The sequence below is a fragment of the Bacillus paralicheniformis genome, assembly GCF_002993925.1.
GTDB lineage: Bacteria > Bacillota > Bacilli > Bacillales > Bacillaceae > Bacillus > Bacillus paralicheniformis.
Window position 1 is genome coordinate 1,010,001 of record NZ_CP023665.1, and the last position, 26,046, is coordinate 1,036,046.

Genomic DNA, 26,046 nt, shown 5'->3' on the forward strand with positions numbered 1-26,046 from the left:
TACGTCCTGTACTTCGGAGGATTAGCTCAGCTGGGAGAGCATCTGCCTTACAAGCAGAGGGTCGGCGGTTCGATCCCGTCATCCTCCACCATTTCTATGAAAATCATATTATCGCGGGGTGGAGCAGTTCGGTAGCTCGTCGGGCTCATAACCCGAAGGTCGCAGGTTCAAATCCTGCCCCCGCAACCAAATTTAAAAATTCATTGCCAAAATGGTCCGGTAGTTCAGTTGGTTAGAATGCCTGCCTGTCACGCAGGAGGTCGCGGGTTCGAGTCCCGTCCGGACCGCCATTTAATAAAGGCTCGGTAGCTCAGTTGGTAGAGCAACGGACTGAAAATCCGTGTGTCGGCGGTTCGATTCCGTCCCGAGCCACCATTTGCCGGTCTAGCTCAATTGGTAGAGCAACTGACTTGTAATCAGTAGGTTGGGGGTTCAAGTCCTCTGGCCGGCACTGTTTTGGAGGGGTAGCGAAGTGGCTAAACGCGGCGGACTGTAAATCCGCTCCCTCAGGGTTCGGCGGTTCGAATCCGTCCCCCTCCACCATGTTTTTAGGGGCATAGTTTAACGGTAGAACAGAGGTCTCCAAAACCTCCGGTGTGGGTTCGATTCCTACTGCCCCTGCCAATTTTAATTCACAATTTATGGCGGTTGTGGCGAAGTGGTTAACGCACCAGATTGTGGCTCTGGCACTCGTGGGTTCGATTCCCATCAATCGCCCTTCATATTGGGCTATAGCCAAGCGGTAAGGCAACGGACTTTGACTCCGTCATGCGCTGGTTCGAATCCAGCTAGCCCAGTTTTCATCTTTCTTTATCATCCTGCATATGATAAGATGAATATTAGTTAAAATGCGGAAGTAGTTCAGTGGTAGAACACCACCTTGCCAAGGTGGGGGTCGCGGGTTCGAATCCCGTCTTCCGCTCCAATTCTTAAAATGATGGCGGCATAGCCAAGTGGTAAGGCAGAGGTCTGCAAAACCTTTATCCCCGGTTCGAATCCGGGTGTCGCCTTATTTGCCTCGTGCCGGGGTGGTGGAATTGGCAGACACACAGGACTTAAAATCCTGCGGTAGGTGACTACCGTGCCGGTTCAAGTCCGGCCCTCGGCACCATTGATCACACACATGCCGGTGTGGCGGAATTGGCAGACGCGCACGACTCAAAATCGTGTTCCTTCGGGAGTGTCGGTTCGACCCCGACCACCGGTATCCTTAGCTCTTTTTAAGAACCGATAAGATTTTTCGAAACGCTCATAAATGTTGATATATCAACGTTTATGAGCGTTTTGTGTTTTATAAGAACTGGATAGAAAACGGTACGTTTTGAAACTTTTTTGCACAAATTTTGCACAAGCACCTCCTCAATTTCCTATGCAATTTCAGCTTCCTCGATAGCCATTTCCTCAAAAATGTTTACAGTCTCATTTTCATCTCTTTCTCGTAGCTCTTTAATTAAGTGAGCATATGTGCTAGAGGTGGTTTCTATATCAGCGTGTCCTAACCTTGCACTTACATAATAAATTGACACCTTTCGATAAAGCAGCACGCTTGCATGAGTGTGCCTTAATCCATGAACTGTCGGTTACAACTTTTTTGAGTAGTTTATTTACATTTGTATTGCTGATGACTTTATATTTTGATTAGAGCTAAGGGCGAGAAAACCGTTGAAAAGAAGATCCGGGGTCTTGACTGGGTAGTTATTTGATGGGCGGCTACGGGTGCGGTCCATGTCATAGCAAATAAGCCGAAAATATCTAATGAAGTGTACAACGATATTGACGGAAATGTGGTCAATTTCCTAATGCAAGTCAAAAAGGATCCAAAGGCAATACAAAAGGCTTGTGAGTCTATTCCTTACAGCTGGGCGCTTTTACGAGAAATGGAAGACCGAGAATTATCCAACAGACGACTTTGACCGGGCTGTCCAATGGTTTTATAAGTACCGGTCCGGGATCAGCAAGGGAAACGTGGAGAATGTTCCACAAACCGGATGGTGTCACAGTACGAAAAGCGGGCAGAATCCAGCGGGTGGATATATAAGTGCCTGTACAGCTTTTCAATCATTCTCCAACCGAGTGAAGGGTGCCGCAAGGAATCATTGAAAAATACGATAGCCCCGATACTCTCTTTTATGTTGATCCTCCGTATGTCGGCCGAGAACAATTTATGCTGGCGGGTTTAAAGATCAGGATCACCGGATCTGGCGCGGCTTCTGAACCAGGTGAAAGGAAAAGTAGTTCTCTCTTATTATGATGATCCTTTGATACCCGAACTCTATCCCAATTGGGATAGAGAAACTTTTTCAGCATATAAGCAGGTTGTCGGTGAATCCGAAAAAGTGAACCTGGCCGAAAAAATGCTACTGTTCAATTATAAAATCACTCAGCTCAGTTTATTTGATCAGGAGGCGCAATTGTGATCGAATACAAGCTGTCGTGAATGAGGTTTACAGCAAATTAGATATAAAAATTTGACCAGATTGTATGCTGCCCGAAATGCGGCTGCAGCATGGGCGTTGAGAAGGAGAATATAAGTTGATAAAATAGGATGATTAGGAAAATATTGAGGTATGAAAGAGGGAAGATTGAAATGGATAAAAATCTAAATGAATTATTAAGTTATTTTGAAGTGCCTAGCTATGTTATTTCGCTAGTAGGTCTCGCTTTGTATCTGATTAGGATTTTACACCCCATTACTCTTTTTTCTTCGAATGTTGTTGAGCAGAAATTATTTTCAAAAGAACGGTTGTTTTTCGTAGTTGTTTGTAAATACTTTGCTTACGGATTTTATTTTGTAATCTTATTCTTTTGTTTATCTATATCTTTTAATGACAGTTTTGGTTGGACTTATAATGAAGTAAGAAATAATGTTTCTCTTATATTTATAGCATTAATAATAATGTTCTCATTAATAGCAAACGATATTCGAAACACAGAAAATGTTTTATTTAAAGTAAGGTCTAATAAGATTATTAAATTATTAGTTTTTTTACTGTACTTGATCGCTTTACTCACTTTTTATATCAATACTGCTTTGTTGATAGTATTTTCTGAGTATGAGAATTCACGATGGCTAATATTTGCGTTATTAATTTTATTTTTAATTTGTGCAGCTATCCCCTTCATTTCGATTCCTGTTATAAAATTCATTAATGGGTCAACTAAAAAAGCGGTATATATAAAAGATAAAAATAACGAGAAATGGTTCATATTACATCCAATAAACAAGGAAATCGTTTTATTAGGGGATAACAGCGATCCCAAAAGGTGTGAAAGAACCATGTTTAAAAAAATAGAAGATATATATAATGAACCGATCAGACTAAAAATAGAAGATAATTAAGTCCAAGACGGAAAGCCTGCGGACACTGAACTTACAGCTTTTACACTGTTTGTTTAGTGTCCGTTTTTTATTTGTCCCGGCTGCGGTCTAGTGAAAGGAGCAATAGATATGAAACCCACCAAAAGAAAACGCCCTGAAAAAGCACAGGAGCGCTCTGAACGCTTTTGGAGAGAAATCATGGGGCAAAAAAAGCAGATTCTTAAAAGAGGCAAAGGCGGCGCTTATAAGCGCAAATAAAAGGAGGAATAAACCATGCTATTTCAATTACCCGAAATCGATAGAGAAGCAACCAAAAAGAAGGTTGAAGCCATACTTGATAATTACAGGGTGGTTCTCTTGCAAGTGCCGGATGATCTGCTGCCGAAAGTAACGGCGGGGTTCAACATTGTTCCACCGTCAAATACAAACGCGTTTCATTCATCTACCGAAGATACGGCCATCAAAAGAATTGAAATGGAACAGGAACGACATGCCTTTCTTTTAAAAATTCAAAAGGCTGTGAATCGATTGCCGGCCAATGAACGGCAGATCATCATCATGAGGTATATGTCACAGGATCACCGTTTTAATTATGAGGTTTAGAACGAAATTGGGTTAAGCCCGCGCACATACTTCCGGATAAAATCGCGTGCTTTTTACAATCTGGCTTTTGCATTGAAAGAAGAAGTGTATGTGAAGAGTGCTTCATAATGAATTTTGTGCTGCCTATCAGGGACATGGACCAGATTTATTATATTAAGAAATTCCTGAGAGAACGGAGCGAAAGAAACTATCTTCTTTTCGTCACCGGCATCAACTCGGGTTTACGTATATCTGATTTACTCCGGCTAAGAGTCCGCGACGCGAAACGAATGTACATTGATTTAAGAGAGAAGAAAACCGGCAAGCAGAAACGGATCAAAATAAATAAGGCCCTAAAAAAAGCCCTGGCCCATTACATTAAAGACAAGGATGACCAGGAATTTTTGTTTAAGAGCCGTGAAGGGCTTAACAAACCAATCAGTAGAAGCACGGCATACAACATATTGAAAGAAGCGGCGAAATACGTCGGGCTTGATGGTATCGGTACCCACACCATGAAGAAAACGTTTGGTTATTGGCACTATAAAAAATTCAAGGACGTTGCTCTGCTGCAAGAGATATTTAACCATTCCAGCCCGGACGTGACGCTTAGATATATTGGGATCACTCAAGACACAATGGATCAAACAATGGACTCATTCAGTTTGTAAGCTCATCTGTCTTCAAAACGGATGAGTTTTTTTGTGCCTAATTTAACGAATTAACCATAATGAAAAATTGGCTGACTCATTTTAAAGAAAAGGCATAAAACTATGCAGGACAAAGGGTTCAGCGTTTTCGTGAATTGGACACAATATAAGATATGGTTAATTGGTGGATATTGTGGATAAATCAGGTGTCTTATATTATAATCCTCATAGGAATATTTAGGGGGGATTAAAATTGACAAGGACAGGCGTTCGGAAAGATGCAGCAAAAAAAGAAAATACAAAAAGAGCATTTGTTATAACACCAATTGGTGATGATAATACAGATATTAGACGTTCCGCTGAAGGCTTTATAGATGCTGTAATTGTACCTGTACTGAATGACCTTGGATTTGAAACTAATGTTGCTCATAGAATGACCGACGGTGGTTCTATTACAAATCAATTAATTAATAGTATTTTGGAAGATGATTTAGTTATAGCAAACTTAACTGGATTAAATCCAAATGTAATGTACGAGGTAGCTGTAAGGCATGCTGTTCGAAAGCCCATTGTTCATGTTTGTGAGAATGGTACTAAACTTCCTTTTGACTTAGGAGCTGAGCGTACTATATTTTTTACTAATGATATGAAGGGCGTTATAGAAGTGAAAGGGATCTTCAAAAAATATGTAGAATCAGCGCTTAAGGAAAAAGATCCAGACAACCCTATTTATAGGGCATCAAGTGAGTCGATGATTTTACAGCATGTGAAGGATGAAAACCCTGATCAGTTTATAGTTTTAAAAAGAATTAATGATATAGAAAGATTATTAAAATCTTTGAATTTATCGGAAAGTCTTAATGAATCACGACGGAAATCTAATTTCTACGGGTTTGAAACATTTGAATTTGAAGTAAGCGCAGTTAGTGAATCATTATTATTTGATGTGCTATTAGGAACAATGAATGATTTAGGGATTGATACAAAACTAAGTAATCCAATGGTAACTTCTTACATAAATGATGAGGGCAAAGAAACTTATAAAGTTATAATTGAGCTCCCTTTATATATGTCCTCGGAGAGATTTCTTAAAAAGTTTAATGAAAACGGAATGGGGCTTTTAGAAAACATAAAAAAGGTAAAAAAGTAAATGGCACAATTGTGGCACAACGTTGGCACTCTGTTTAGTTTTAAATCGGTTAATATGGTATTAGGTCAAACATTGAAGAAAACGCCTCCAATAACGGAAGGCGTTTTTCATATTGCTACTCAAATTAAGCCGGCGAAGAATATAGCCAAACGGGAAGAGCATTCTGAGCCGGATCGCGCTAGTCTTGCGGCATTGGTATCGGGAGATTTGTAAGCAGTATGTTTTTTGGACATGCCGTCTTACAATGCTTGGCTTCCTCTCGGAGTATGTGTAAGGCGCAAATTTTAATACGCGTTTAGCATAAGGAGGAATCGTTCGACAAATTTCGCACAATATAGACTGCTGTCAATTACCTCCGATATAGTAATATGGGAGGTAGGACGTTATTATGAGAAATTTTTATAAAGATATAGTTTTCTTTTTCATCATATTCTCTTTATTATTAGGGGATATTATCTTATTTTCAAACCTGATTAATGAGTTTTTTGTCGATTCCGAGACTATTATTGCAGGGATTATCGGATTTGTTGGCGCTATTTTGGGCGGCGCAATTACTTATGTAGGCGTTAGATTGCAACTTAGTCATAGAGATAAAGAAATTTTTTTAAGCACAGCTACGGAACGAATAATTAATTTAAGTTCATTGGAAGATCGATACTTAAGCTACAATAGAAGAGCTCTTAATTATGCTCAACAGATTCATATGGATCCAGAACGAAGAAATTATCAAACTGGCGAGCTAGTAAAAGAAATAATTGAATCAATACAACAAGACAGGAGAACTTTGATAGAAGAAATGGGGTACAGCGAATATAAAGAAATAATGAAAATCATAGGGAGTATATATAGAAAAATCGATGGGTATATTGGAAAAAGACCTATGACTGAAGACGAAGCTAAAGAAGGTATAGATGAAATTCAAAGATTATTTAAAATCATTTCAAGTTATAAAAGTTTAATTTTAAGAAAATATGAAAACTATACTAGGCACTAGTTACCTAGTGCTTTTTTATGTTCTCTGTAAACCGGATCCAGTGAATCTCAGAATAAACGATTGGCGGCCAATGAGAGCCTCTGAGTGTGGGGCCGGTTTAGAAAGAATGTATATTTTGACAATCCAATATAGCTGTTTTTTTGCTACAATAATCCTGATAAGTAAAATATAAGGGTGGTTAGTATATTGAATATGGATATCATAAGGTTTATTGCAGTACCTTTAATCGTTGTTATTCTTTCTGCTAGCTTTAGTTCCTACCTAACAACCAATGCCGAAAGAAAAAGAAGAATTTTTGATAAGAAATATGATTTATATTTAGAATTTGTTCAAGTTGTATCATCTGCTGTAATTGTTAATCAAGCTTTGTTAAAACATCAATTTAAAAATTTATCAGAGGATCAGTTGCCTCATGAGTTACAAAAAGAGAAGGCTAAACTAGCTGAGAATTATCTTTCTATTAAAATGAAAGTCTCTTTAATTTGTAATAAAGAAATTATTGAGCTTTTTAAAGATATAGCTGATTTTAACCTACAAGATCCTAAAAAATTAGATGCATTTTATAGAATAATGTTGCTTATGAGAAATGAACTCGGTTTAAGTAATGATTCAGTTATAACACATGATTTTGACCTATTATTAAATGGAAAATGAGATACTTTTAAAATTAACTTTAACCATAGAAGATTTAAAGGGGGGGATCACATGAAAGTTGTCGATTGGGTAGTGCTATTATTACCTATAACCTTAACAGGAATACTAGGTTTATTTTTCAATGCTAAATTAGAAAAACAGAAACATATTTTACAAAAAAAAATTCAAGACTTTAGTTTGTATAATGAGAAAAAACATTTATGTTATTCAGAATTATATAAACTGATGAAAGAGGCACAAGGGCATATTTTTGGTTTGAAAGGTTTAATTTCAAGACCTAGTTTTGATGATTATAACAAAGATGACATTGAGAGCTATTTAAATGAGATTGGTACTACTCAAAAAGTTGTTAACGATGTTGTTGATTTATGGGAAGTTAATAAAGATAAGGCAATAAAAAAAGTTAGAGAATATGAAAAATTGAGAGACCTAACTCTAGCAAAAAATGCATTAATTAAAGCAAAAAATTTTTGGCTGCTTAACGAATTATATTTTATCGAATATACAAGTGATAAACTAGACGAATATTTTCAAAAATTAAATGAATTATATATTAACTATAGCCATATTGAAGAAGTATCTAGAATTGAAAATAGGGAAATAAAAAAAGAAGTAGAGGATAAATTCAATGTGTTAAAAGCTCGGATGAAAGATGAACTTTCCTCTTTTATAGAATAAAGATAAATCAGTGCAATAGATGAAAAGAGAATTTTTGAGAAAAAGACCATTAACGATCTAAATAAAACGAGGGTGTTTCTAGTGAGTCTGTTCTTTTTTGAAATTTTAGGCTTTAAAAGCAAAAAAGAAGGAGAGTTTATAATGCATACCCCTTTAAAACCCTGCAATGAACCAGGCTGTCCGACTCTCACCCGGAAAAGTTACTGCGAACAGCATAAGAGGGACAAGCCAGCTTATGATCAATACCGTGAGTCAGCTGCCCGCCGGGGTATGACAGCAAATGGCGGAAGGCAAGACAGGGGTACCTGTCGAAGCATCCTTTCTGTGTTTCCTGCATGAAGGAGGGCAGGCGGGTTCCTGCATCAGTCGTTGACCATAACAAACCGCATAAGGGAGATAAAAAACTATTTTGGGATTCTTCCAACTGGCAGCCGCTGTGTGCGCCCTGCCACAGCAGGAAGACCGCGAAGGAGGATGAAGGCTTTGGCAACAGAACATCAAACCTGCGTATGTGATCACTGTTGAACCAAGTTCCATATCAAAGGATGTTCGAAAGTTAGGAAGTATGACAACGGGGTGCGGCAGCATTACATCAAGTGTCCGCGGTGTCAGACTGAATACACGTCCTACTACACAAACGAGACGATCAGGCGCATGAAACAGAAGGTAAAGAAGCTGACTGTACTACGTCTCAAAGCACAAGCTCAAAAGGGAATTGACGTATACAAGCAGAAATACACGCAAGCTCGAGAGGAATTAGAAACGGCCATGCTGGAGCTGCGGAAGGAAATGGAGCCCCCCGCCCTTAAATCTCTGGAAAGGATTTCGCCGGAGACCGCGCTCCCCTCCACATTTTGAAAAATTCCCTAAAAGAAATTTCGGAAGGAGGTGAGGGAATGGTAAGACCAAGGCAACCAGTTGACTTATTGCTTGTGAAAGGTAAGAAAAACCTGACAAAACAGGAGATTGAGGAACGAAGAAAGCAGGAGATCAAGGCGCCAGGAGACAAGGTAAAGGCGCCTTCTTATTTACCGAAATACTTAAAAAGGGAATTCAAAAAAATAGCGGACGAGCTGAAAAACATCGGAATTATGACGAATTTAGATGTTGATGCGCTCGCCCGTTTTTTATATTCGCGGAAGCTTTACCTTCAGGTGACGGACCAGCTGCTTGAGCAGGGGCCAATGAAAACAATAGTCGTCAGAGATAAGGACGCACAGGGAAATGTCGTGGGGGAAAAAGAAAAAACGGTAGTTAATGAAGCGTATTCGGACTTGCTTATCAATCAAGATAAACTATTCAAACAATGTCGGCAGGCTTCCAGTGATTTGGGCTTAACCATTTCCTCGTGCTGCAAGCTCGTGATTCCTAAAAAGGATGACGACAAGCCGAAATCAAAAGAGGAAGAGCGGTTTGGGGGCCGGATGTAATGCAAGAGGTCACCGCTGAAATTCTGATTGAGCGTGTATGGGCCTATTGCGAAAAAATACTTTCCGGTGAGATAAAGGCTTGTCAAAAGCATAAATGGGCTGTGCAGCGATTTTTTAAAGATGTTGAGGCGTTAGCGAAACCGGATTGCCCCTTTTACTATGACGCTGAAGCAGTGCTAGATTTTTACGAATGGGCGCGGCAGTTCAGGCATGTTGAGGGGATACTTGCGGGTGAGCCGATTGAGCTGACAGATTTTCAGCTATTTATTGCGGCCAATGTATATGGCTTTTTTAAAAAGGAAAACGGTGCCCGCCGATTCCGAAAAGTTTATATTCAGTTGGCGCGTAAGAATGCAAAATCGCAATTTCTCGCACTCATGGCTTCTTATGAAGTGTTCCCGACAACCGAAAAACATCGGGTGTTTATTGCTGGATGGTCCCGGGAGCAGTCAGACGATGTATACCAGGCGATTCTTGAACAGTTAATGCGAAATATCTCGGCCATTGTGGTGGATCAAGCAAGCGACCTGCAACATCGGCCCCAAAAGAAAGCACGAAAAAGCCGGAGGGAAAAAAGTACCCACTACCGATCGGAATTTACAAAAGCCCAATGATGAAGGGAACGGCTGTCCGGCAGATTCAGGAAGCATTAGCTGCCCTCTATTTCTAACCAGACAAAGATGCCAAAAATAACGGCATTGATGGCTTTTACGGGTGAATGCGGTCAAATGGTTCCAACTATGCATGGGCTGTCTGCGGACGGTATTTACGGACCGAAGACGAAAGCGAAAATTGAATCGTTACTGAAGTAATAAAAAAGGCCCTCTCGTAAAAAAGTGGGCCTTTCAAGTCTTTTTCTTTTAAATAGCTTCTTTTATTTGCTCTATTACACTTTTTAACCATTGTATAGGAGTTAATCCGATAGCAGGAAAATAAATTTCGCAGTGCGATTTTATATAGTCTTCTTTCTCTTGATCAGATATGTCACTATTTAAAAACTCTTGACAAAATTGTATTGTGAAAGCCAAGCATTCTTTGCTGGATTCACTAATAAACTCATTCAGTGCTTGTTCTGGGGACCCCATATCCTGATGAAATGTGCCATCCAAAAAATCACTTAACTCTTCAAAAATATCATAATTATCTTCCATATTGAAACTCCTTTATTTTATTGGATATCCTGTTAAAATATACTCTCCATCTTTCCCCTTTTTCAAGACTATTTTTGCATTCGTAACATCTTCTGCGGTATTTGAGCCTCTTTCTATACTTCTTCCAAGAACATCTCCATTACCTTTGTATCTTAATGCAAGAGTAGGCCTGCTTTTAGGGTCTGATAACCACTTTTCTACTTTTTTTATGTTTTTGGGATCTTTCAATACTTCACTAGCGACTTTTTCTGCTGTAGCTCTATCTTTAAAAGTAGATGAACCAGTGATTTTAAGATCTTTTTTTAAACGTTGGGATAACTCCTCGTCAGTTTTCCCAACATGCCTTTTGATTAAGTGGCCTCTTTTGGATTCATGAGCTGCTAATCCACCACCTGGTGCCAGGGGACTACTGTCCCCAGGTTTAACTGTATCTTTACTCTTCTGGGCTTTATCTACCTTAGAAACGTTCTTTGCCGCTTCTTCACCTTTAAATAGCTTGTAGCCGCGCTTTCCGTACTTAAATGCCTTTCCGATAGGGGTGATACTCAATCCGGCCATCAAACGATCACCGTTATCTTTAACGATTTCGCCTGTCGCAAGGTCGTATCCAAACGCTGCTCTTACTGCATCATACACACCTGTAAATTCCATCGCTGTATCGAAATATTTAGCAAAGTCGCTTTTTTCTACATTCTCTGGAAGGGTGTAGGCGGGTTCTATCTTAACGATTGTATCACCATCTATGTATGCCCGGTAAAGCGTATCGTTAAATACTCTATAATCTTTTTTAAGTTCATTCAATTCCTCTTGAGTGTACTCTTTCTTGGAAACCTTTTGTGTCGCCAATTTTTTTAATCGATCTGGATTGGCGAGAGTGTTAATGTCCGCATCTTCTTTGTCTCCGACTTTTTTCAACATGGCACCCATCGCTGTTTCTTGATTTCCACTCAGGTTATCCATCTCATCCGGCTTTAAAATCGCGCCTTTTTGATAACTGGTGATTTCAATTTTGGGCCCGGTATACATCTTTTCGAGCCGCGCCATGTATCTCTGCATCGTCTCAAGATCGTTTTCAGCCGTTTTGAGGGCGTTGGTTTGCTCGCGGTCAAACGCATGCAGCTTTTCAAGAGTCGTGCTGATTTCCTTTAACGCTTTCTGATTCTGTTCATGAAAACCGCTGTCATTCAAATCCGGTAAATCGACGATATGGCTGACTTTTGCGATTGTAGAGTTGGTTTTAGAAACCAAATGTTTCGTTGTTCGATCAGCAGCATTTAAGCCATTCTCCAGTTCGTGTTCGAGAAAGGACTGTGAAATAAATCCGTTATGGTTGGGTTCCAGGGAATTCAACGCGCTTTTCATTTTCTTCAGCGTGGAACTGTATTCCTCTATGAAAGTGTCATAGAACCGCAGAAAAGGGGTGTGACATTCCTCGTAAAAGGCGCGGATCGCGTCGCCGCCTTTTCCTTTTAAAGCATCATCAAGTGATGTGATCCCCTCAACGGCCTTTTTAACTTTATCGAATTCGTCTGATTGTTGTTTTAATTGTTCCAGCGTTTGATCAATTGCATGGTGCAGCGCCTGAACATCCAGAGTCTTCATGGCATTCTCCTCTAATACTTTTCATTACAATCAGTATATAGTTTACCACTTTATAGAAAGGACTTGGTGAATATATCCTGTTCAACCATGAAAATGAATCATTGGACTTAGGTCATTACTTCTATTAATTCATTTCGATTACCGTAAACAAGTTTGTTATAGCATTCTTTAGGCTCTGTGACTAAACCAAAAGCCATTTGTTTTAAATCTGTCTTTCGGTATCACGAAAATCTCATTTTTTGGGATGATAGAAGTTTTACAATTATGAATTGTATGTTAATCTTTACATAAAAAGGATGTTAGCTGGAAGGGAATGATGGCAGTTGGAGACTATCCCGTCTTCTGAAGTTGGAATCAAAATAAACCGCTGGTACAACGAAATTCAAAAATTAAACGTAATAGAAGCAGAACAATTAAAGGCGGAAGTTCACTTAGCTATAGAAAGAATGGAAGAAGATCAAGACTTGCTTTCCTATTATCAGCTTATGAATTTTAGACATGAGTTAATGTTGGAATATCTTTTCCCGGCAGAAAAAAAGCTGAGCAAATCGGATTATCTTAGGGAAATTGAGGGACAGGGAAGAAAATTGTCAGGCTTGCTCGAATACTATTTTTCCTTTTTCACCGGAATGTATCATTTTTCACGAGGAAAATACATAAAGGCAATTAAGGGTTATAGAGCAGCGGAAAAAAAGTTGACGAAAGTTTCAGATAAAATAGAAAAAGCAGAATTCTATTATAAGATGGCTGAAGTGTTTTATCATATGAAACAAACTCATATGTCAATGTATTATGTGTCTCTCGCTTATGATATTTATAAATCCTATGATGCATATGTGATTCGAAGAATCAATTGTCTATTCGTTGTTGCTGGGAATTACATTGATTTATCAACGCATGATCAAGCTTTACCGCATCTTTTAAGCGCTAAGGAATCCGCGGAAGACATTCAAAACAAGGCGATCGTTGCAAAGGCTCTTTTAAATGTCGCATATTGTTATAATGCAATGGAGAGACCAACAAAAGCTATTGAATACTTTCATAAGGCGATTGATGTAGCAAAGGAAATAAAGGCAAAGGAACTGACTCAGGCTTATTATGATTTGGCTTTAATTCACTTTCGAAATAACGAAAATATTGAAGGACGAAAATTTTATGAAAAGGCGCTTGAAAGTGCGCGGGTATTTGAAGATGAATTATTCCTGTGTCTGTTGGACGTTTTAGAAGTACTGTATATAAAATCAGCTAATAAGTCAGAGGTACTAGAAACAATGAAACCATTACGGGATAGTCGTGGTTACCCCTATCTTGAGGAACTGGCATTAGAAGCAGCTCTATTCTATACTAGGAATGAGCGGCCAAATGATTCCATATTTTTTTATGATCAGATGGTGCAGGCTCAGAAACAAATCAAAAGGGGCGACTTTCTGTATGAAATCTAAGCTGTTTCTTTCGCTGACCCTTGCATTGGGCTTGTTGGTCGTGTCGGACGCTTCCATTCACACATCTGTTGAACAACAACATGCAGAATTTTCTGTGGCATCTAGGCTCGCAACATAATTGTGTTTGGGCAGGTCATTTGTTGGCCTGCCTTTTTGGTGAAAGAATTATTTTAGTTTGAAAACGAACCTATGCCAAAATCTTGGACGACTTGTATAAAGCAGAACGATTGTGTTGATACTCATTTTTCTTCGCCCCTTGTGTTGGAATTTTTATCATATCAATATTTGAATATGCAGCTGTCCGCATTATTAGCAATTTAAAATTTTTGCGCCAAATTTTGTACAAAGGCAGACAAAAACCTTGATATATCAATGGTTCTCTGGATATATTCACCCTGACCACCGATATCGCTGAAAACCGTATTGCCAAACGACGAAAGAGCGTTCCATATAAAAGGAACGCTCTTTTAGTTTATTCCCATCAAAGCGGAGAGCCGCCAACATAAACGCAATGACCAACTGTTGTCCGCACTCTTCATTTATCGCACCGTGAAATAAGGCACCTTGTCATCGGCAAGGTGCTTTTCTCGATGCAATGATATGTCCCGATCCTCCGATCCACCTTTTTACGTTTTGTTTACAAGTTGATCAAACTTTAGCGACATCTGCCCGCTATATTGAATACAGCCAGATCTCATCCAGATATAGACAAAGGAACACGTAAAGGATTAATTTTTTTGAGGAGGAATACAGTTGTCAATTCGCATTAAATTGCCTGGCGGGTCCGTCAGAGAATTTGAGGAGGAAGCAAGCATTGAAGATGTCGCTGCTTCTATTAGCTGCGGTCTGGAAAATGCGGTTGCAGGTAAATTAAACGGAAAGCTTGTAGATTTATCAACTCCGCTTCAGGACGGTGCGCTCGTTGAAATTGTCACCCGGGACTCGGCTGAAGGTCAGAAGTTCAAGCGTGAAAAAGCGCGGGGGACAGGGCGTATTGTGGCACTTGATGCAGCTCGGGGGCTAGCGGTCATCGGGATGTATTTGCAGCACTTCGCCTTGAACGAAACGAACGGTTCAATCGTTTCCGGGAATACGACGCTTCTATTTGTGCTTTGCGGCGGCATCTCCTATTCGATCATGGCCGGGCGCATGTTGGATCGAGGAATGGAGCCGGCCGCATTTCGGACGCGGATGCTTGCCCGCGCGGTATTTATCGATATTATAGGATACCTTCTCATCATGCTGAATACTCCGTTCGGGGTGATTTTGCCAGCTTATGCGGCACTGTTTGTGCTGGCGTTGGTGCTGATTCGTCGTTCGACACGTGTGTTAGTTACAACAGCAGCTGTTTTGCTTGCAGTGAGCCCGCCGCTGATGATTCTCGGAGGCAGCGTACTGTCGAAAGCATACTTACTTGGTGATATGGCAGGCGGCCCGATGTCGGCGCTCGCACTTGCACCCGCTTTTGTCGCCGGTATGGCAATCGGGCGCTTCGATTTGACCAGGATGCGGACCGCACTCTCGCTAGTGGGCAGCGGCACAATCATGGTTATCGTCTCTAAAGTTTTGGGCACTTTCGTTCTTCCGGGGCTGAGCCGTTCATTCGAAGAGTGGCTCGTAAGTGTTCAAGGCACCGCCGGCGCTGAGCCGGATCAGTATGCAATCTGGCCGCACAACGTGGCACCGCCGTTGTGGCACAATCTTCTTTCGATTGCTCCGCACAGTGCGTCAACTTTCCAGACGATGCTGGGGCTTGGGGTTGCCTTTCTGGTGCTTGGATTGGTATGTCTCGTGCCGCCGAAAAACTCTGCCGTGTTAAAGCCGTTCGCGGGAGTCGGACGTGTGGCGTTGACGATGTATGCAGCTCAGTTTGTTGTTATATGGACTCTTGAAATCTCGGGGGCCAAGTATGATATCGGGGCCATTCCATTCAGTGATCTGTTCGTCGCGGCCATGGTGACGGTGACAGGGTGGCTGATTGCACGGCTTCCTGCCGGTCCGCTTGAGACAGCGATGCGCCGCTTTGACCGGGCCTTCAGCACCTTGGGACCCGTCACGGGAACGACGACATCCAGGTAGGCGGTCTTCAACATTTTACCAGAAGAAACCGTCTAAGGAGGCAGTTCCTTCAGGCTGTTAGCCTGTCGGGAGCTCCGGAAGATAAAGGAGGAGGAGGAGGAGGAGGAGGGCATGCTGAATCAGAGTGTGAGGCAGGCAAATGAAATGCAGCCAGAACTCCTCACTCTTGTAATGGTTTTCTCTTATCAAGTTTGCAATTTGAAAATATCATGAAATGGGGATGGCATTTTTCTATGTTTAAGAAATCGTTCACAAAGTGTTATCTGATCTTGGTTTTGTCGCTTATGATGCTGCTTGGAGCGATAACCCCCGGTGTTGCTATGGCGCAGACTGGCAAGGGAACGGCGTCCGGTCAGCAGACAAAAGTAAAGACTAAAAAATCTCAGAAGCTAAAACTGGACAACAATGTTGCTTCGATGACAGAGAAACGAACGCTTCATGCTGCGTTTAAGCTTCCGCAAGGTGTTGATGTGAAGAGCTTAAGCTGGACGTATGACGGCAAACCGCTGTCTCAATGGAAAAAATATAAGGTCCGTGATTACAGCGGTGCACCTTTCATTACTGTTAGCCATGTAAAAGTGACCAACGGCAAGGTTCATGCTAACATCAATTTCGATCTTCCATACGATACAGACAACCTGTCAGAGCCGCGATTGCAACGTCCGCTATACGCATCGCTGATGGGCACATATGATTTGGCGGCAACAGTGAACGGACGAGTGGTTGCCCATGCTCCCGTAAAATTGACGCCATATGACAGCTTCCGCACTTACGATGAGCTGAAACCGGAGATCGATGCCGTTACAGCAAAAGCTGCGCAAAAAAACAACAGATATATCAAAACGACTTCTATTGGAAAATCGGTCGAAGGCCGTGATATCTATTTGACAGTGCTTGCCAAAGATAAAGCCGCTGTCGATAAGTATCAGAAGGTGACTCACCCTGCCATGCTCAATGACCCGGAGAAATTGCAGGCCGACATTAAATCCGGCGCATTTGGCGACTATCAGGTGCCGATCTGGTTGAACAATATTCATCCGAATGAAGCGCCTGGCGTCGATGCGATCATGAATTACTTTAAGTCAATGGCATTGGATAAGAGCATGACGTACGATACAGTCCTGCCGAATGGCAAGAAAAGCAAGACAACGTTGAATATAGACGATGCATTGGAACATGTTTTTTTCCTGTTCGTTTATACGGACAACCCGGATGGCCGGGTTCATACAACACGTTCCAATGCTGAGGATTTCGATTTGAACCGGGATAATTCTTATCAAACCCAGCCTGAAACGCGCAGCGTAACGGAACAAATCGCGAAGTGGTCGCCGCTGTCTTTTCTGGATATGCACGGGTTCGATGCCAATTTCCTGATTGAGCCTTCTACTCCGCCTCATAACCCGAATGTTGAGTATGACCTTTTGATTGACCACATGGTGGAACAGGCAAAGGCTATGGGTGAGGCCGGGATTGCTAATACGAAGTATGACTACTATCATATTCCTTATGAAGAACATCGGAAAACTGCGAAATATCCAAATTATGTGTCAAAAGGCACGGCTTCGGGATGGGATGATGCATCTGCAGCATATACCGCTGCATTCGCCATGTATCACGGTGCGATGGGTCACACGCTGGAAACGCCCGAGTCGAATGAAGAGTCTACCAAAGCTCTGTATTACAGTTCTGCGGCAGCCACAAAATATGTAGTGGGAAAAAAAGAAGAGCTGTTCCTGAACCAATTAAAAATATTCGAGCGCGGCGTGGACAATATCGATGATCGCGCTGTCGATCATTACTTGGTCAACGCCAAAAACGAAGAGATCGGCCGACCGCGGCAGGGCAATCAAAACTTCTTCCCGGAATATTACGTACTGCCGGTCGATAAAAATATTCAAAAGAATGTGTTGGAAACCTATAAGATGGTTGAGTACTTCCTTCGCAACGGCGTAAAGATTGAACGATCAACAAAAGCGGTAACCGTTGACGGAAAAACATATCCGGCAGGATCATTTATTGTAAACATGCACCAGGCAAACCGCGGCCTCGCGAACTTGGTCTTGTATGATGGAATAGATGTATCTGATTATGAAATGATAGCCGGTGAGATGATTCAAAATTTCCATGATATGCGAGGTTTTGACCGTTATGTAATTCGAGATGCCGGGGTGTTCAAAGGCAAGACTTCTGCCATCACCTCCGTGTCGTTTCCGGGGACTAAAATGCCAAAACGCTCAGCTTATGTGCTGATCCAGAACACAAACAATGATGCGATAAAGGCAGTCAACGAGTTACTGGCAGCCGGCAAGACCGTTACAATGCTCACCAAGAGCGGATCAGGCTATCAAGCGGGCGACTTCGCGGTTGCCTACAAGGACCTGGCCCCGTTGGCTTCCAAGTACTATCTCGACGTGAGCGCATCCGGCCATAAGAAACCAAGCGGCAAAGTCCTCAGGGCTTCTACTGTAGGAGCACTGGGTGAAGCGGCATATGTACTGAAAAATCTGGGCTTTAACGTCACCTCAGAACAGGCGGGCGCAGATGTGCTTGTCAATACGTTCGACTCTTCTAAATATGTTAATAAAGGAAAGCCTTACATTGCATTTGGAAACATGGGGATGACGAATGTTCAGAAGTGGATCCCCGGATTTTCTTTTAAAGGACCTGAATGGGAGAGATACGAAGGCGTCTTCTTGGCAAATGTCATGCAAGATCATGCTATTACAGCTCCTTACAATAAACAGGAATACTTCTACACAGTCACTGGTTCTTATATTACCGCTGTTCCTAAAACGGCAAAAGTGCTTGCGGTGATTGCTGATGAAGATCACTTCTTCAAGGCAGGCTGGTGGCCTGGACATGATGCTGCCAAAGGAAAGATTATGGCTTTCACGTATAAAGATAACAACAAGAACTTAACTGTTTTCGCTAACGATCTAACCAATGACGATCATCCGCAGCATCAATATCGGTTGCTGGCGAATTCGATTTTCAATGCCGGTCCCGGAAAAACCGAAAATGCTCCATCATCAAAACGATGAGAGGCTGGACAGCTGAAGTGCAAGCGGCTCCCGCAGTGGAGGTGTCTCGTCTAAACAGCTGGATAGACAAGCTTTGGAACGAACATTGAACCATCGTTAGCAGCGCCATGATTTTAGATCATGCTGCCTTTCTTTTGAAGGGCAGTTTTTTCGTGTCTGACGGGTCTTCATCGTTTGCTTTGCTTCTAGTCAAAGGGCCGGAAGCTTCCGTAAGTGCCTGCTTTTCATATGCGGCCATATGCTTCCAGCCTTTCTTGAATCCTCCCCATTTTTTTATGCAGAAACTTAAGGTTAAAAAAGACGATAAGTGTTCCGGATATGGCTGATAAGATCATTGCAGGAAAACTGAATTTTTCTATCTCTGCGGCAGCGGTCAGCAGATAGCAACAAAATGGCAGCATAAAGATCGACGTTAATATGCCGGGTACATAATGTTTAAATCTGAACCATAGGACGATATGAACAAGGAAATGAACAGTAAAAGCAAAAAAGAAACCAAACCAGATAATATATTGATTAAAATAAATACTGAGAACAGTTACACCAACAGCTAGTATAAATTCTTCGAGCACAGCGCAAACAAAAGAAGCGGTTTTGGCATGTCCAAATGGAGCTTTTTTCAGTTGTTTCAGCTCGCTTCGATATCTTTTGCCCCATGCCTCGACCATCACCATCTCTTCAAAATCATGCAGTATAAATAATATCGGCAGCATCCAAGCCATAAATTGCATATTCTCCATTTACATTCCCCCTCTTATGTGCCACAATTGTGACATTTCATAGAGAACAAAGTCAATGAGCCAACGAAAAGTGCTACATTGCCATAAAAAGTGCGACAGGAGAGAGAATATGAAGCAAATGCCCTCAAAAACAGCTCAGCAATCTAAAAGCTGGCTGACGCTATCATTGTTGGAGCTTATGAAGGAAAAAAGCTTTTCAGACATCACCATTACAGAGATAGCGGAAAAAGCGCAGCTTGACAGAAGAACATTTTATCGGCATTTCCATTCAAAAAAAGATATATTAGACCGCTATTTTGAGCAGCTTTGCAGTGAGTATTCCAATTACATTGTTCAGGAAAAACATATTGACTTATCCAGTCTTGGACATGCATACTTCAACTTTTGGAGCCGACATGCCGATTTTTTACAAGCCCTTCATCAGAACCATTTGTTTTATTTGATTGTTGAGAAATATAATGAACTTCTACCGGATCTTCATAAAAAATTTAAAGAAGAAACCTTTCATTTTAAAAGCAAAATCGACTTGGAGTACGGGCTTTCATTCAGCGCAGGGGGCTTTTGGAACATCCTTTCAAAATGGTTTGAGAGAGGCCGGAAGGAAACTCCTGAAGAAATGAGTCATATTCTGCAAGGAATAGTAGATTCATTTTTAAACAAGCAAGCTATCGAAAGGTGATCTCATGTTGGTATATAAGTGCTTTAAGTGTTTAGCCTTCTTTCTTAATTTCTGCTTGTGCTTACGGCCAATCTTCGGTACCGTTAATGCAAAGACCCTTGTAATATAGAGAACAGGAGTGAGGCCGTTGTTGAATACGGTGAAGATCAGAGGGGTGGCCATCGGAGAAGGAGCCCCGAAAATTTGCGTGCCGCTCATCGGAAAAACGCATGAACAATTGAAAGAAGAAGCTGCTTTTCTTCTATCGATTAATCCGGATCTTGCCGAATGGCGGGCGGATTTTTTTGAGGATGTCGAAGACGTTGACAAAGTGAAAAAGGTATTGGCTGACATCCGGGAGATCTTAAAGGATATCCCGTTGATATTTACATTTCGCAGCGCGGAGGAAGGCGGCGAAAAAGAAGTCAGTAAGGAATTTTACTTTTCCTTGAATCATGCCGTAGTAAAAACAGGGCTGGCAGATGTGATTGATGTCGAGCTGTTCAATGAAGAGCATCATGTGGAAAAACTAGTTCAATCGGCTCATATGCAGCATGTCTTTGTCATTATATCCAACCACGATTTCGGGAAGACGCCGAGAGCGGAAGAGATCGTTTCCCGTCTCCGAAAAGCCCAGGATCTTGGCGCCGATTTCCCTAAGATCGCGGTGATGCCTGAAACACCGGCAGATGTGCTGGTGTTGCTTGAGGCGACTCATATGATGCATGAGCGGTATGCGAAGCGGCCGATTATCACGATGTCGATGGCCGGAAAAGGCTTGATCAGCCGGCTCGCCGGAGAGGTATTTGGCTCGGCCGTGACGTTCGGCGCAGCGAAAAAAGCATCCGCACCTGGCCAAATTGAGGCGACGGATTTGAAACATATACTTGATGTGCTTCATCGCAATTTATAATCATTGGGTGCGCCGCTCTGATCCCTTTTATAGTGAAAAAGATTCATATATTTTTCCATCCTTTTCACTTGCCAAATCGGTGTGTTACGATAAAAAATGAATTGAATAGCTTTACTAGGGGTGCCCGACTGCGGGCTGAGAGAGAAACATGTGTTTCTTAACCCTTTGGACCTGATCTGGTTCGTACCAGCGTGGGGAAGTAAAAAGGATTCGGGAGAAGATGGGGAATGGGTATGGTCCGTCTGTCTTCCAGTGATTTTACTGACTGTAAAACCAGGTTCATCATATGATCCTGGTTTTTTTGTGCTGGTGCTGTTCCGGAGTTTCGTCCTGATCAATTTTTTAGAGGGGAAGGATTTTTACATGAAACAGGAGTCAGTACAGCAAAAAAACATCTCGATTATGTCAAGTTTTTCAGGGAGCCGCAAAGTGTATGTCGAAGGGGCGCGACCTGACATTCAAGTGCCGATGAGAGAAATTTCGCTAAGTCCGACGACGGGTTCATTTGGCGCCGAAGAAAATCAGCCTGTCCGCGTCTACGACACGAGCGGTCCCTATACGGACGCGAATGCAGAGGTTGATATTCTTAAGGGGCTGAAACCTTTGCGGGCGACCTGGATCAGGGAGCGCGGCGATACCGAAGAATATGAAGGCAGAGAAATCAGACCGGAGGATAACGGCTATAAAAGCAAAGAGAAAGCGAGCAACAGCTATCCAGGGTTGAAACGAAAACCGCTGCGCGCGAAAAAAAGTCAAAATGTCACCCAGCTGCATTACGCAAGAAAGGGGATCATTACGCCCGAGATGGAATTTATCGCGATCCGAGAGCATGTATCTCCCGAATTTGTTCGTGATGAAGTGGCAAGCGGACGGGCGATTATTCCGTCAAACATCAACCATCCGGAAAGCGAACCGATGATTATCGGCCGCAACTTCCACGTGAAAATCAATGCCAACATCGGCAATTCCGCTGTCACCTCTTCGATTGAAGAAGAAGTAGAAAAAATGACATGGGCCATCCGCTGGGGCGCCGATACGATGATGGACTTGTCCACAGGTAAAGATATTCATACAACGAGGGAGTGGATCATCCGCAATTGTCCAGCTCCTGTAGGGACTGTGCCGATTTATCAGGCGCTTGAAAAAGTAAACGGCGTCGCGGAAGATCTCACTTGGGAGATTTACCGCGATACATTAATCGAGCAGGCTGAGCAAGGCGTTGATTATTTTACGATTCATGCCGGCGTCCTTCTTCGGTATGTGCCGCTGACGGCAAAGCGCGTCACTGGAATTGTATCCCGCGGCGGGGCAATTATGGCGCAATGGTGTTTGGCTCATCATGAGGAAAGCTTTCTGTACACTCATTTTGAAGAGATTTGCGAGATTATGAAAACATACGATATCGCATTTTCGCTCGGGGACGGCCTTCGGCCCGGCTCGATTGCCGATGCGAATGATGAGGCCCAATTTGCCGAATTGGAGACGCTCGGCGAGCTGACGGAAATCGCCTGGAAGCATGATGTTCAAGTGATGATCGAAGGACCGGGACACGTGCCGATGCATAAAATTAAAGAGAATGTTGACAAGCAGATGGAAATTTGCAAAGAGGCGCCGTTTTACACGCTCGGCCCGCTGACGACCGATATTGCACCGGGCTACGATCATATTACATCGGCAATCGGAGCGGCGATGATCGGCTGGTACGGTACGGCCATGCTTTGCTATGTGACGCCGAAGGAGCATTTGGGACTGCCGAACAAAGACGATGTCCGCGAAGGCGTCATAACATACAAAATCGCGGCCCATGCGGCTGACCTTGCCAAAGGGCACCCCGGCGCGCAAATCCGCGATGACGCGCTTTCCAAGGCGCGCTTTGAATTCCGCTGGCGGGACCAGTTCAATTTGTCGCTCGATCCGGAAAGAGCGCTTGAATACCATGACGAAACCCTTCCGGCGGAAGGCGCCAAAACGGCACACTTTTGTTCAATGTGCGGGCCTAAATTTTGCAGTATGAGAATTTCCCAGGATATTCGCGACTATGCCAAGGAAAACGACCTTGATGAACAAAAGGCTATTCAAAAAGGATTGGAAGAGAAGGCGAAGGAATTTAAAAAAGCAGGCGGCAGCATTTACAGTTAAAAACGGGCAATACTGCAGATGAAAGGGGAACCTTTCATCTGTTTTTTTATAATATGGGGTTGACAGGTCGGAATAATATGAATTAGTATGTTGTTTAATATTTCGGAAAATTTCATCAGCGCTGATCGGTCAACCGAAGGCTCTTATCTCAATTGGGATAAGAGTTTTTTATTTTCAGTTTAGAAAAGAAAGGGGAACAAGATGTCTTTATCAATTCGTGTAAATGAAAAAGCATTTGGAAACGGCAGCCTTAAAACAAGCGTGCTTCAAGACGTGAAACTGACGGTCGAAAACGGCGAATTTCTGACTGTCATCGGTCCAAGCGGATGCGGGAAAAGCACGCTCTTAAAAATCGCTGCCGGTCTTGACGGGAATTATGAAGGGCGAATCAGCATGAACGGAAGAGAAATCAAGGGCCCGGGGATTCAGCAAGGTTTCATCTTTCAGGAGCATCGGCTTTTTCCATGGCTGACGGTCGAGCAAAATATCGCCGCAGATTTAAGCCTGAAAGAACCGGCGGTGCGAAAAAAAGTCGATGAATTGATTGAAACGGTGCGGCTGAAAGGCGCGGAGAAACAGTATCCACGCGAGCTGTCCGGAGGTATGTCGCAGCGGGTCGCGATTGCCAGGGCTTTGCTCAGGGAGCCTGAGATTTTGCTGCTTGATGAACCCTTCGGCGCCTTGGACGCCTTTACGAGAAAGCATCTCCAGGATGTTCTGACAGACATTTGGCGAGAAAAGAAGATGACGATGATCCTCGTGACGCACGATATTGACGAATCGGTTTATTTAGCCAACCGGGTCGCTATTCTTACCGCAAAGCCGGGGAGAATCCACAAGCTGATTCCGGTCGATCTGCCATTTCCGCGCAGCAGAACATCGCCCGTTTTTCAATCAATCAGACAAAAAGTGCTGAAAGAATTCGAGACAACGGAAACATTCAGCTTTCAGGAAGGTTCAGGGATTTGAGCAGAAAGGAGCGGAAAAACGTGAAAAAATGGCCGTTGTATATGCTGGGCTGCCTGATGCTTCTTGCGGGCTGTTCAGCAGCCCAATCAAGCGGAGGGGGCGGAGATTTAAAAGAGATCAACATCGGAGTGCAGCAAAGCTTAAGCCCGTTGCTCCTTGCGAAAGAAAAAGGCTGGTTTGAAAAAGAGTTCGCAAAAGAAGGGATTCAAGTGAAATGGACAGAGTTTCAAAGCGGTCCGCCGCAGTTTGAAGGTCTTGCCGCAGGTAAACTTGATTTTTCCCAGGTTGGAAATTCACCGGTGATCGCAGGGCAGGCGGCTGGCATTGATTTTAAAGAAATCGGTCTTTCGCAAGACGGTTTAAAGGCGAACGGCATTCTTGTGAAAAAAGGGAGCGGCATCGATGACATAAAAGATTTGAAAGGAAAGAAGGTGGCGGTGGCAAAAGGCAGCAGCGGGTTCGATTTTCTGTATAAAGTGATCGATAAAGCAGGTCTGGAGCCAACAGACGTCAACATCATTCAGCTTCAGCCTGACGAAGCCATGCCGGCATTTGACAGCGGCGCGATTGATGCATGGTCGATTTGGGAGCCGTTTTTGTCCCTTAAAACGATCAAAAGTGACGCGGCAATATTGGTTGACGGGGAACAAATCGACAAGTATTCCCCGGGTTTTACGCTTGTACGAAGCGAATTTGCCGAGAAGTATCCTGATGAGGTGATCCGTTTTCTGAAGGTGTATGACAAGGCCGTGAAATGGCATAAAAACCATAAGAAAGAAGCGGTTGAAGCGTATGCGAAAATTAAAAATCTCGACAAAAAGGTCGTTGAAAACGTGCTGAATAACACCGAACCGTTAAATGAGCCGATCACAGACCGCATTATTGAAACGCAGCAGGAGACTGCCGATTTTCAATTTAAATTAAAAGCGATTAACAAAGAGATTGATGTAAAAGAAGTGGTTGACAATTCATTTATTAAAAAAGCGCTGAAAGGAGGAGATGACAAATGAGGGCTGTTTCATCAAGCACCCCCTCGATCCAGCCGAAAGCAGGCGCAAAACTGAGACCGGCCGCTTTTCGGCTGGCATGGGGGAAGGGAATTGTATTACCTGTGATATTGATTTTATTATGGCAGCTTGTCGGGACATTTGAGCTCATATCAAAAACCGTGCTTCCGGCTCCTTTAGATATATTGCTTACATTTCGGGATCTCATCGTATCAGGAGAGCTTTTCACTCATTTAGGCATCAGCATTCAGCGCGCCGCGCTCGGCTTTTTCCTGGGAGCCGGACTCGGGCTCCTGCTGGGGCTTGTAATCGGCTTTTCAAAAATCGCCGAGGATTATCTCGATCCCTCTCTGCAAATGCTGAGAACCGTTCCGCATCTCGCCGTCACGCCGCTGTTTATCTTATGGTTCGGTTTCGACGAACTGTCAAAGGTGCTCTTGATCGCGCTCGGCGCCTTCTTCCCGGTATATATCAACACATTTTCAGGAATTAGGGGCGTCGATTCGAAACTGTTCGATGTGGCGAGAGTATTGGAGTTCCATTGGCTGAAGCAGGTGACTAAGCTGATTCTTCCCGCGTCGCTTCCGAACATCCTCTTAGGCATCCGCCTGTCGCTCGGTGTTTCGTGGCTGGGCCTTGTTGTTGCCGAACTGATGGGATCAAGCGCGGGAGTCGGCTATATGATTATGGATGCCAGACAGTTTTCACAAACCGATAAGGTGTTTGTCGGAATTTTGATTTTCGCTGCCGTCGGCAAGCTGACGGATTCATTCGTCAGAATTCTGGAGAAAAAGTGCCTTGGCTGGAGAAACAGCTATCAAGGTAATCAAAAGTAAAGGGGAGATCTT

At 42.8% G+C, this 26,046-nt stretch carries 22 protein-coding genes, 13 tRNA genes, 4 pseudogenes and 1 riboswitch; of the genes and pseudogenes, 35 read left to right on the forward strand and 4 right to left on the reverse strand.

Annotated features, from left to right (window positions below):
• Positions 1-15: 15 nt before the first annotated feature.
• From CP943_RS05065 to CP943_RS05125, 13 genes are all read left to right on the forward strand, one after another.
• Positions 16-91 (forward strand) — tRNA-Val (locus CP943_RS05065).
• A 21-nt stretch (positions 92-112) separates the two neighbouring features.
• A tRNA-Met gene (locus CP943_RS05070) sits at positions 113-189 on the forward strand.
• 24 nt (positions 190-213) lie between these two features.
• Positions 214-290: transfer RNA gene (locus tag CP943_RS05075), tRNA-Asp, on the forward strand.
• A gap of 9 nt (positions 291-299) precedes the next feature.
• Positions 300-375: transfer RNA gene (locus CP943_RS05080), tRNA-Phe, on the forward strand.
• A gap of 3 nt (positions 376-378) precedes the next feature.
• Positions 379-451, forward strand: a tRNA-Thr gene (locus tag CP943_RS05085).
• A gap of 7 nt (positions 452-458) precedes the next feature.
• A tRNA-Tyr gene (locus tag CP943_RS05090) sits at positions 459-543 on the forward strand.
• Between the two features lie 7 nt (positions 544-550).
• A tRNA-Trp gene (locus tag CP943_RS05095) sits at positions 551-624 on the forward strand.
• A 20-nt stretch (positions 625-644) separates the two neighbouring features.
• A tRNA-His gene (locus tag CP943_RS05100) sits at positions 645-717 on the forward strand.
• Between the two features lie 8 nt (positions 718-725).
• Positions 726-797 (forward strand) — tRNA-Gln (locus tag CP943_RS05105).
• A 53-nt stretch (positions 798-850) separates the two neighbouring features.
• Positions 851-925: transfer RNA gene (locus tag CP943_RS05110), tRNA-Gly, on the forward strand.
• 14 nt (positions 926-939) lie between these two features.
• Positions 940-1,010, forward strand: a tRNA-Cys gene (locus tag CP943_RS05115).
• Positions 1,011-1,022: 12 nt separating this feature from the next.
• A tRNA-Leu gene (locus tag CP943_RS05120) sits at positions 1,023-1,111 on the forward strand.
• 14 nt (positions 1,112-1,125) lie between these two features.
• Positions 1,126-1,207 (forward strand) — tRNA-Leu (locus tag CP943_RS05125).
• A 160-nt stretch (positions 1,208-1,367) separates the two neighbouring features.
• On the opposite strand, the gene CP943_RS22605 is transcribed toward CP943_RS05125, so the two are convergent.
• Entirely contained in the window at positions 1,368-1,544 is a 177-nt protein-coding gene (locus CP943_RS22605) for a site-specific integrase (RefSeq protein ID WP_311178838.1), read from the reverse strand.
• 1,043 nt (positions 1,545-2,587) lie between these two features.
• Here CP943_RS22605 and CP943_RS05140 point away from each other — a divergent pair.
• From CP943_RS05140 to CP943_RS22610, 13 genes and pseudogenes are all read left to right on the forward strand, one after another.
• On the forward strand, positions 2,588-3,340 hold the full coding sequence (locus tag CP943_RS05140; RefSeq protein ID WP_234026559.1) for a hypothetical protein: 753 nt from the start codon (positions 2,588-2,590) through the stop codon (positions 3,338-3,340).
• A gap of 108 nt (positions 3,341-3,448) precedes the next feature.
• Complete coding sequence (locus CP943_RS22795) at positions 3,449-3,577, forward strand: hypothetical protein (RefSeq protein ID WP_023856437.1); 129 nt, start codon at positions 3,449-3,451, stop codon at positions 3,575-3,577.
• A 15-nt stretch (positions 3,578-3,592) separates the two neighbouring features.
• Positions 3,593-4,030, forward strand: a pseudogene (locus CP943_RS05145) (ArpU family phage packaging/lysis transcriptional regulator).
• On the forward strand, positions 4,030-4,572 hold the full coding sequence (locus CP943_RS05150; RefSeq protein WP_023856436.1) for a site-specific integrase: 543 nt from the start codon (positions 4,030-4,032) through the stop codon (positions 4,570-4,572). The pseudogene CP943_RS05145 and the gene CP943_RS05150 overlap by 1 nt, the downstream one beginning before the upstream one ends.
• A gap of 232 nt (positions 4,573-4,804) precedes the next feature.
• Positions 4,805-5,701 carry a hypothetical protein gene (locus CP943_RS05155; RefSeq protein WP_023856435.1) on the forward strand — a complete coding sequence of 299 codons (897 nt, stop codon included), beginning with the start codon at positions 4,805-4,807 and terminating at the stop codon, positions 5,699-5,701.
• Complete coding sequence (locus CP943_RS05160; RefSeq protein WP_023856434.1) at positions 5,702-5,914, forward strand: hypothetical protein; 213 nt, start codon at positions 5,702-5,704, stop codon at positions 5,912-5,914.
• 175 nt (positions 5,915-6,089) lie between these two features.
• Complete coding sequence (locus CP943_RS05165; RefSeq protein ID WP_105980826.1) at positions 6,090-6,695, forward strand: hypothetical protein; 606 nt, start codon at positions 6,090-6,092, stop codon at positions 6,693-6,695.
• 186 nt (positions 6,696-6,881) lie between these two features.
• Positions 6,882-7,349 (forward strand): hypothetical protein, encoded by a 468-nt coding sequence (locus tag CP943_RS05170; RefSeq protein WP_105980827.1) that lies wholly within the window; start codon positions 6,882-6,884, stop codon positions 7,347-7,349.
• A 51-nt stretch (positions 7,350-7,400) separates the two neighbouring features.
• Complete coding sequence (locus tag CP943_RS05175) at positions 7,401-8,027, forward strand: hypothetical protein (RefSeq protein ID WP_105980828.1); 627 nt, start codon at positions 7,401-7,403, stop codon at positions 8,025-8,027.
• Between the two features lie 141 nt (positions 8,028-8,168).
• Positions 8,169-8,542, forward strand: a pseudogene (locus CP943_RS05180) (HNH endonuclease signature motif containing protein).
• A 381-nt stretch (positions 8,543-8,923) separates the two neighbouring features.
• Entirely contained in the window at positions 8,924-9,457 is a 534-nt protein-coding gene (locus CP943_RS05190) for a phage terminase small subunit P27 family (RefSeq protein WP_023856432.1), read from the forward strand.
• A pseudogene (locus tag CP943_RS05195) lies at positions 9,457-9,942 on the forward strand (terminase large subunit domain-containing protein); the annotation flags it as partial. The gene CP943_RS05190 and the pseudogene CP943_RS05195, both read left to right, overlap by 1 nt.
• A gap of 80 nt (positions 9,943-10,022) precedes the next feature.
• Positions 10,023-10,269, forward strand: a pseudogene (locus CP943_RS22610) (peptidoglycan-binding domain-containing protein); the annotation flags it as partial.
• Between the two features lie 48 nt (positions 10,270-10,317).
• Here the strand turns inward: CP943_RS22610 and CP943_RS05205 are convergent.
• Positions 10,318-10,608 (reverse strand): contact-dependent growth inhibition system immunity protein, encoded by a 291-nt coding sequence (locus CP943_RS05205; RefSeq protein WP_023856429.1) that lies wholly within the window; start codon positions 10,606-10,608, stop codon positions 10,318-10,320.
• A 12-nt stretch (positions 10,609-10,620) separates the two neighbouring features.
• Complete coding sequence (locus tag CP943_RS05210; protein ID WP_234026560.1) at positions 10,621-12,210, reverse strand: ribonuclease YeeF family protein; 1,590 nt, start codon at positions 12,208-12,210, stop codon at positions 10,621-10,623.
• A gap of 323 nt (positions 12,211-12,533) precedes the next feature.
• Between CP943_RS05210 and CP943_RS05215 the strand changes: the two genes are divergently transcribed.
• From CP943_RS05215 to CP943_RS05225, 3 genes are all read left to right on the forward strand, one after another.
• Positions 12,534-13,652 (forward strand): Rap family tetratricopeptide repeat protein, encoded by a 1,119-nt coding sequence (locus CP943_RS05215; protein WP_023856456.1) that lies wholly within the window; start codon positions 12,534-12,536, stop codon positions 13,650-13,652.
• A gap of 753 nt (positions 13,653-14,405) precedes the next feature.
• The gene (locus tag CP943_RS05220; RefSeq protein WP_105980829.1) at positions 14,406-15,731 is read left to right on the forward strand and encodes a TGS domain-containing protein; all 1,326 of its coding nucleotides are present in this window, start codon (positions 14,406-14,408) and stop codon (positions 15,729-15,731) included.
• 284 nt (positions 15,732-16,015) lie between these two features.
• Complete coding sequence (locus CP943_RS05225; RefSeq protein WP_234026561.1) at positions 16,016-18,772, forward strand: M14 family metallopeptidase; 2,757 nt, start codon at positions 16,016-16,018, stop codon at positions 18,770-18,772.
• A gap of 224 nt (positions 18,773-18,996) precedes the next feature.
• On the opposite strand, the gene CP943_RS05230 is transcribed toward CP943_RS05225, so the two are convergent.
• Positions 18,997-19,512: an HXXEE domain-containing protein gene (locus tag CP943_RS05230; protein WP_080131295.1), complete on the reverse strand. Its 516-nt coding sequence runs from the start codon at positions 19,510-19,512 to the stop codon at positions 18,997-18,999.
• 109 nt (positions 19,513-19,621) lie between these two features.
• Between CP943_RS05230 and CP943_RS05235 the strand changes: the two genes are divergently transcribed.
• From CP943_RS05235 to CP943_RS05260, 6 genes are all read left to right on the forward strand, one after another.
• On the forward strand, positions 19,622-20,191 hold the full coding sequence (locus tag CP943_RS05235; RefSeq protein ID WP_035339157.1) for a TetR/AcrR family transcriptional regulator: 570 nt from the start codon (positions 19,622-19,624) through the stop codon (positions 20,189-20,191).
• Positions 20,192-20,318: 127 nt separating this feature from the next.
• Complete coding sequence (gene aroD / locus CP943_RS05240) at positions 20,319-21,083, forward strand: type I 3-dehydroquinate dehydratase (RefSeq protein WP_025811878.1); 765 nt, start codon at positions 20,319-20,321, stop codon at positions 21,081-21,083.
• A 106-nt stretch (positions 21,084-21,189) separates the two neighbouring features.
• A riboswitch (TPP riboswitch) is annotated at positions 21,190-21,298 on the forward strand.
• Positions 21,299-21,446: 148 nt separating this feature from the next.
• Positions 21,447-23,222 carry a phosphomethylpyrimidine synthase ThiC gene (thiC, locus tag CP943_RS05245; RefSeq protein ID WP_025811876.1) on the forward strand — a complete coding sequence of 592 codons (1,776 nt, stop codon included), beginning with the start codon at positions 21,447-21,449 and terminating at the stop codon, positions 23,220-23,222.
• A 201-nt stretch (positions 23,223-23,423) separates the two neighbouring features.
• On the forward strand, positions 23,424-24,191 hold the full coding sequence (locus CP943_RS05250) for an ABC transporter ATP-binding protein (RefSeq protein WP_020450655.1): 768 nt from the start codon (positions 23,424-23,426) through the stop codon (positions 24,189-24,191).
• A gap of 41 nt (positions 24,192-24,232) precedes the next feature.
• Positions 24,233-25,201 carry an aliphatic sulfonate ABC transporter substrate-binding protein gene (locus CP943_RS05255; RefSeq protein WP_199792127.1) on the forward strand — a complete coding sequence of 323 codons (969 nt, stop codon included), beginning with the start codon at positions 24,233-24,235 and terminating at the stop codon, positions 25,199-25,201.
• Positions 25,198-26,034 carry an ABC transporter permease gene (locus CP943_RS05260; protein WP_023856468.1) on the forward strand — a complete coding sequence of 279 codons (837 nt, stop codon included), beginning with the start codon at positions 25,198-25,200 and terminating at the stop codon, positions 26,032-26,034. Before CP943_RS05255 ends, CP943_RS05260 begins: the two co-directional genes overlap by 4 nt.
• The last annotated feature ends 12 nt before the right edge of the window (positions 26,035-26,046 follow it).

Excerpts from the sequence above, each read along its gene's own strand:
- CP943_RS05150 (WP_023856436.1), top strand. The coding sequence starts at position 4,030 with ATGAATTTTGTGCTGCCTATCAGGGACATGGACCAGATTTATTATATT.
- CP943_RS05230 (WP_080131295.1), bottom strand. The coding sequence starts at position 19,512 with ATGGAGAATATGCAATTTATGGCTTGGATGCTGCCGATATTATTTATA.
- CP943_RS05205 (WP_023856429.1), bottom strand. The coding sequence starts at position 10,608 with ATGGAAGATAATTATGATATTTTTGAAGAGTTAAGTGATTTTTTGGAT.
- CP943_RS22795 (WP_023856437.1), top strand. The coding sequence starts at position 3,449 with ATGAAACCCACCAAAAGAAAACGCCCTGAAAAAGCACAGGAGCGCTCT.
- CP943_RS05235 (WP_035339157.1), top strand. The coding sequence starts at position 19,622 with ATGAAGCAAATGCCCTCAAAAACAGCTCAGCAATCTAAAAGCTGGCTG.
- CP943_RS05250 (WP_020450655.1), top strand. The coding sequence starts at position 23,424 with ATGTCTTTATCAATTCGTGTAAATGAAAAAGCATTTGGAAACGGCAGC.
- CP943_RS05225 (WP_234026561.1), top strand. The coding sequence starts at position 16,016 with ATGATGCTGCTTGGAGCGATAACCCCCGGTGTTGCTATGGCGCAGACT.
- CP943_RS05190 (WP_023856432.1), top strand. The coding sequence starts at position 8,924 with ATGGTAAGACCAAGGCAACCAGTTGACTTATTGCTTGTGAAAGGTAAG.
- thiC (WP_025811876.1), top strand. The coding sequence starts at position 21,447 with ATGAAACAGGAGTCAGTACAGCAAAAAAACATCTCGATTATGTCAAGT.
- CP943_RS05210 (WP_234026560.1), bottom strand. The coding sequence starts at position 12,210 with ATGAAGACTCTGGATGTTCAGGCGCTGCACCATGCAATTGATCAAACG.
- CP943_RS05260 (WP_023856468.1), top strand. The coding sequence starts at position 25,198 with ATGAGGGCTGTTTCATCAAGCACCCCCTCGATCCAGCCGAAAGCAGGC.
- CP943_RS05140 (WP_234026559.1), top strand. The coding sequence starts at position 2,588 with ATGGATAAAAATCTAAATGAATTATTAAGTTATTTTGAAGTGCCTAGC.
- CP943_RS05255 (WP_199792127.1), top strand. The coding sequence starts at position 24,233 with ATGCTGGGCTGCCTGATGCTTCTTGCGGGCTGTTCAGCAGCCCAATCA.
- CP943_RS05175 (WP_105980828.1), top strand. The coding sequence starts at position 7,401 with ATGAAAGTTGTCGATTGGGTAGTGCTATTATTACCTATAACCTTAACA.
- CP943_RS05165 (WP_105980826.1), top strand. The coding sequence starts at position 6,090 with ATGAGAAATTTTTATAAAGATATAGTTTTCTTTTTCATCATATTCTCT.
- CP943_RS05160 (WP_023856434.1), top strand. The coding sequence starts at position 5,702 with ATGGCACAATTGTGGCACAACGTTGGCACTCTGTTTAGTTTTAAATCG.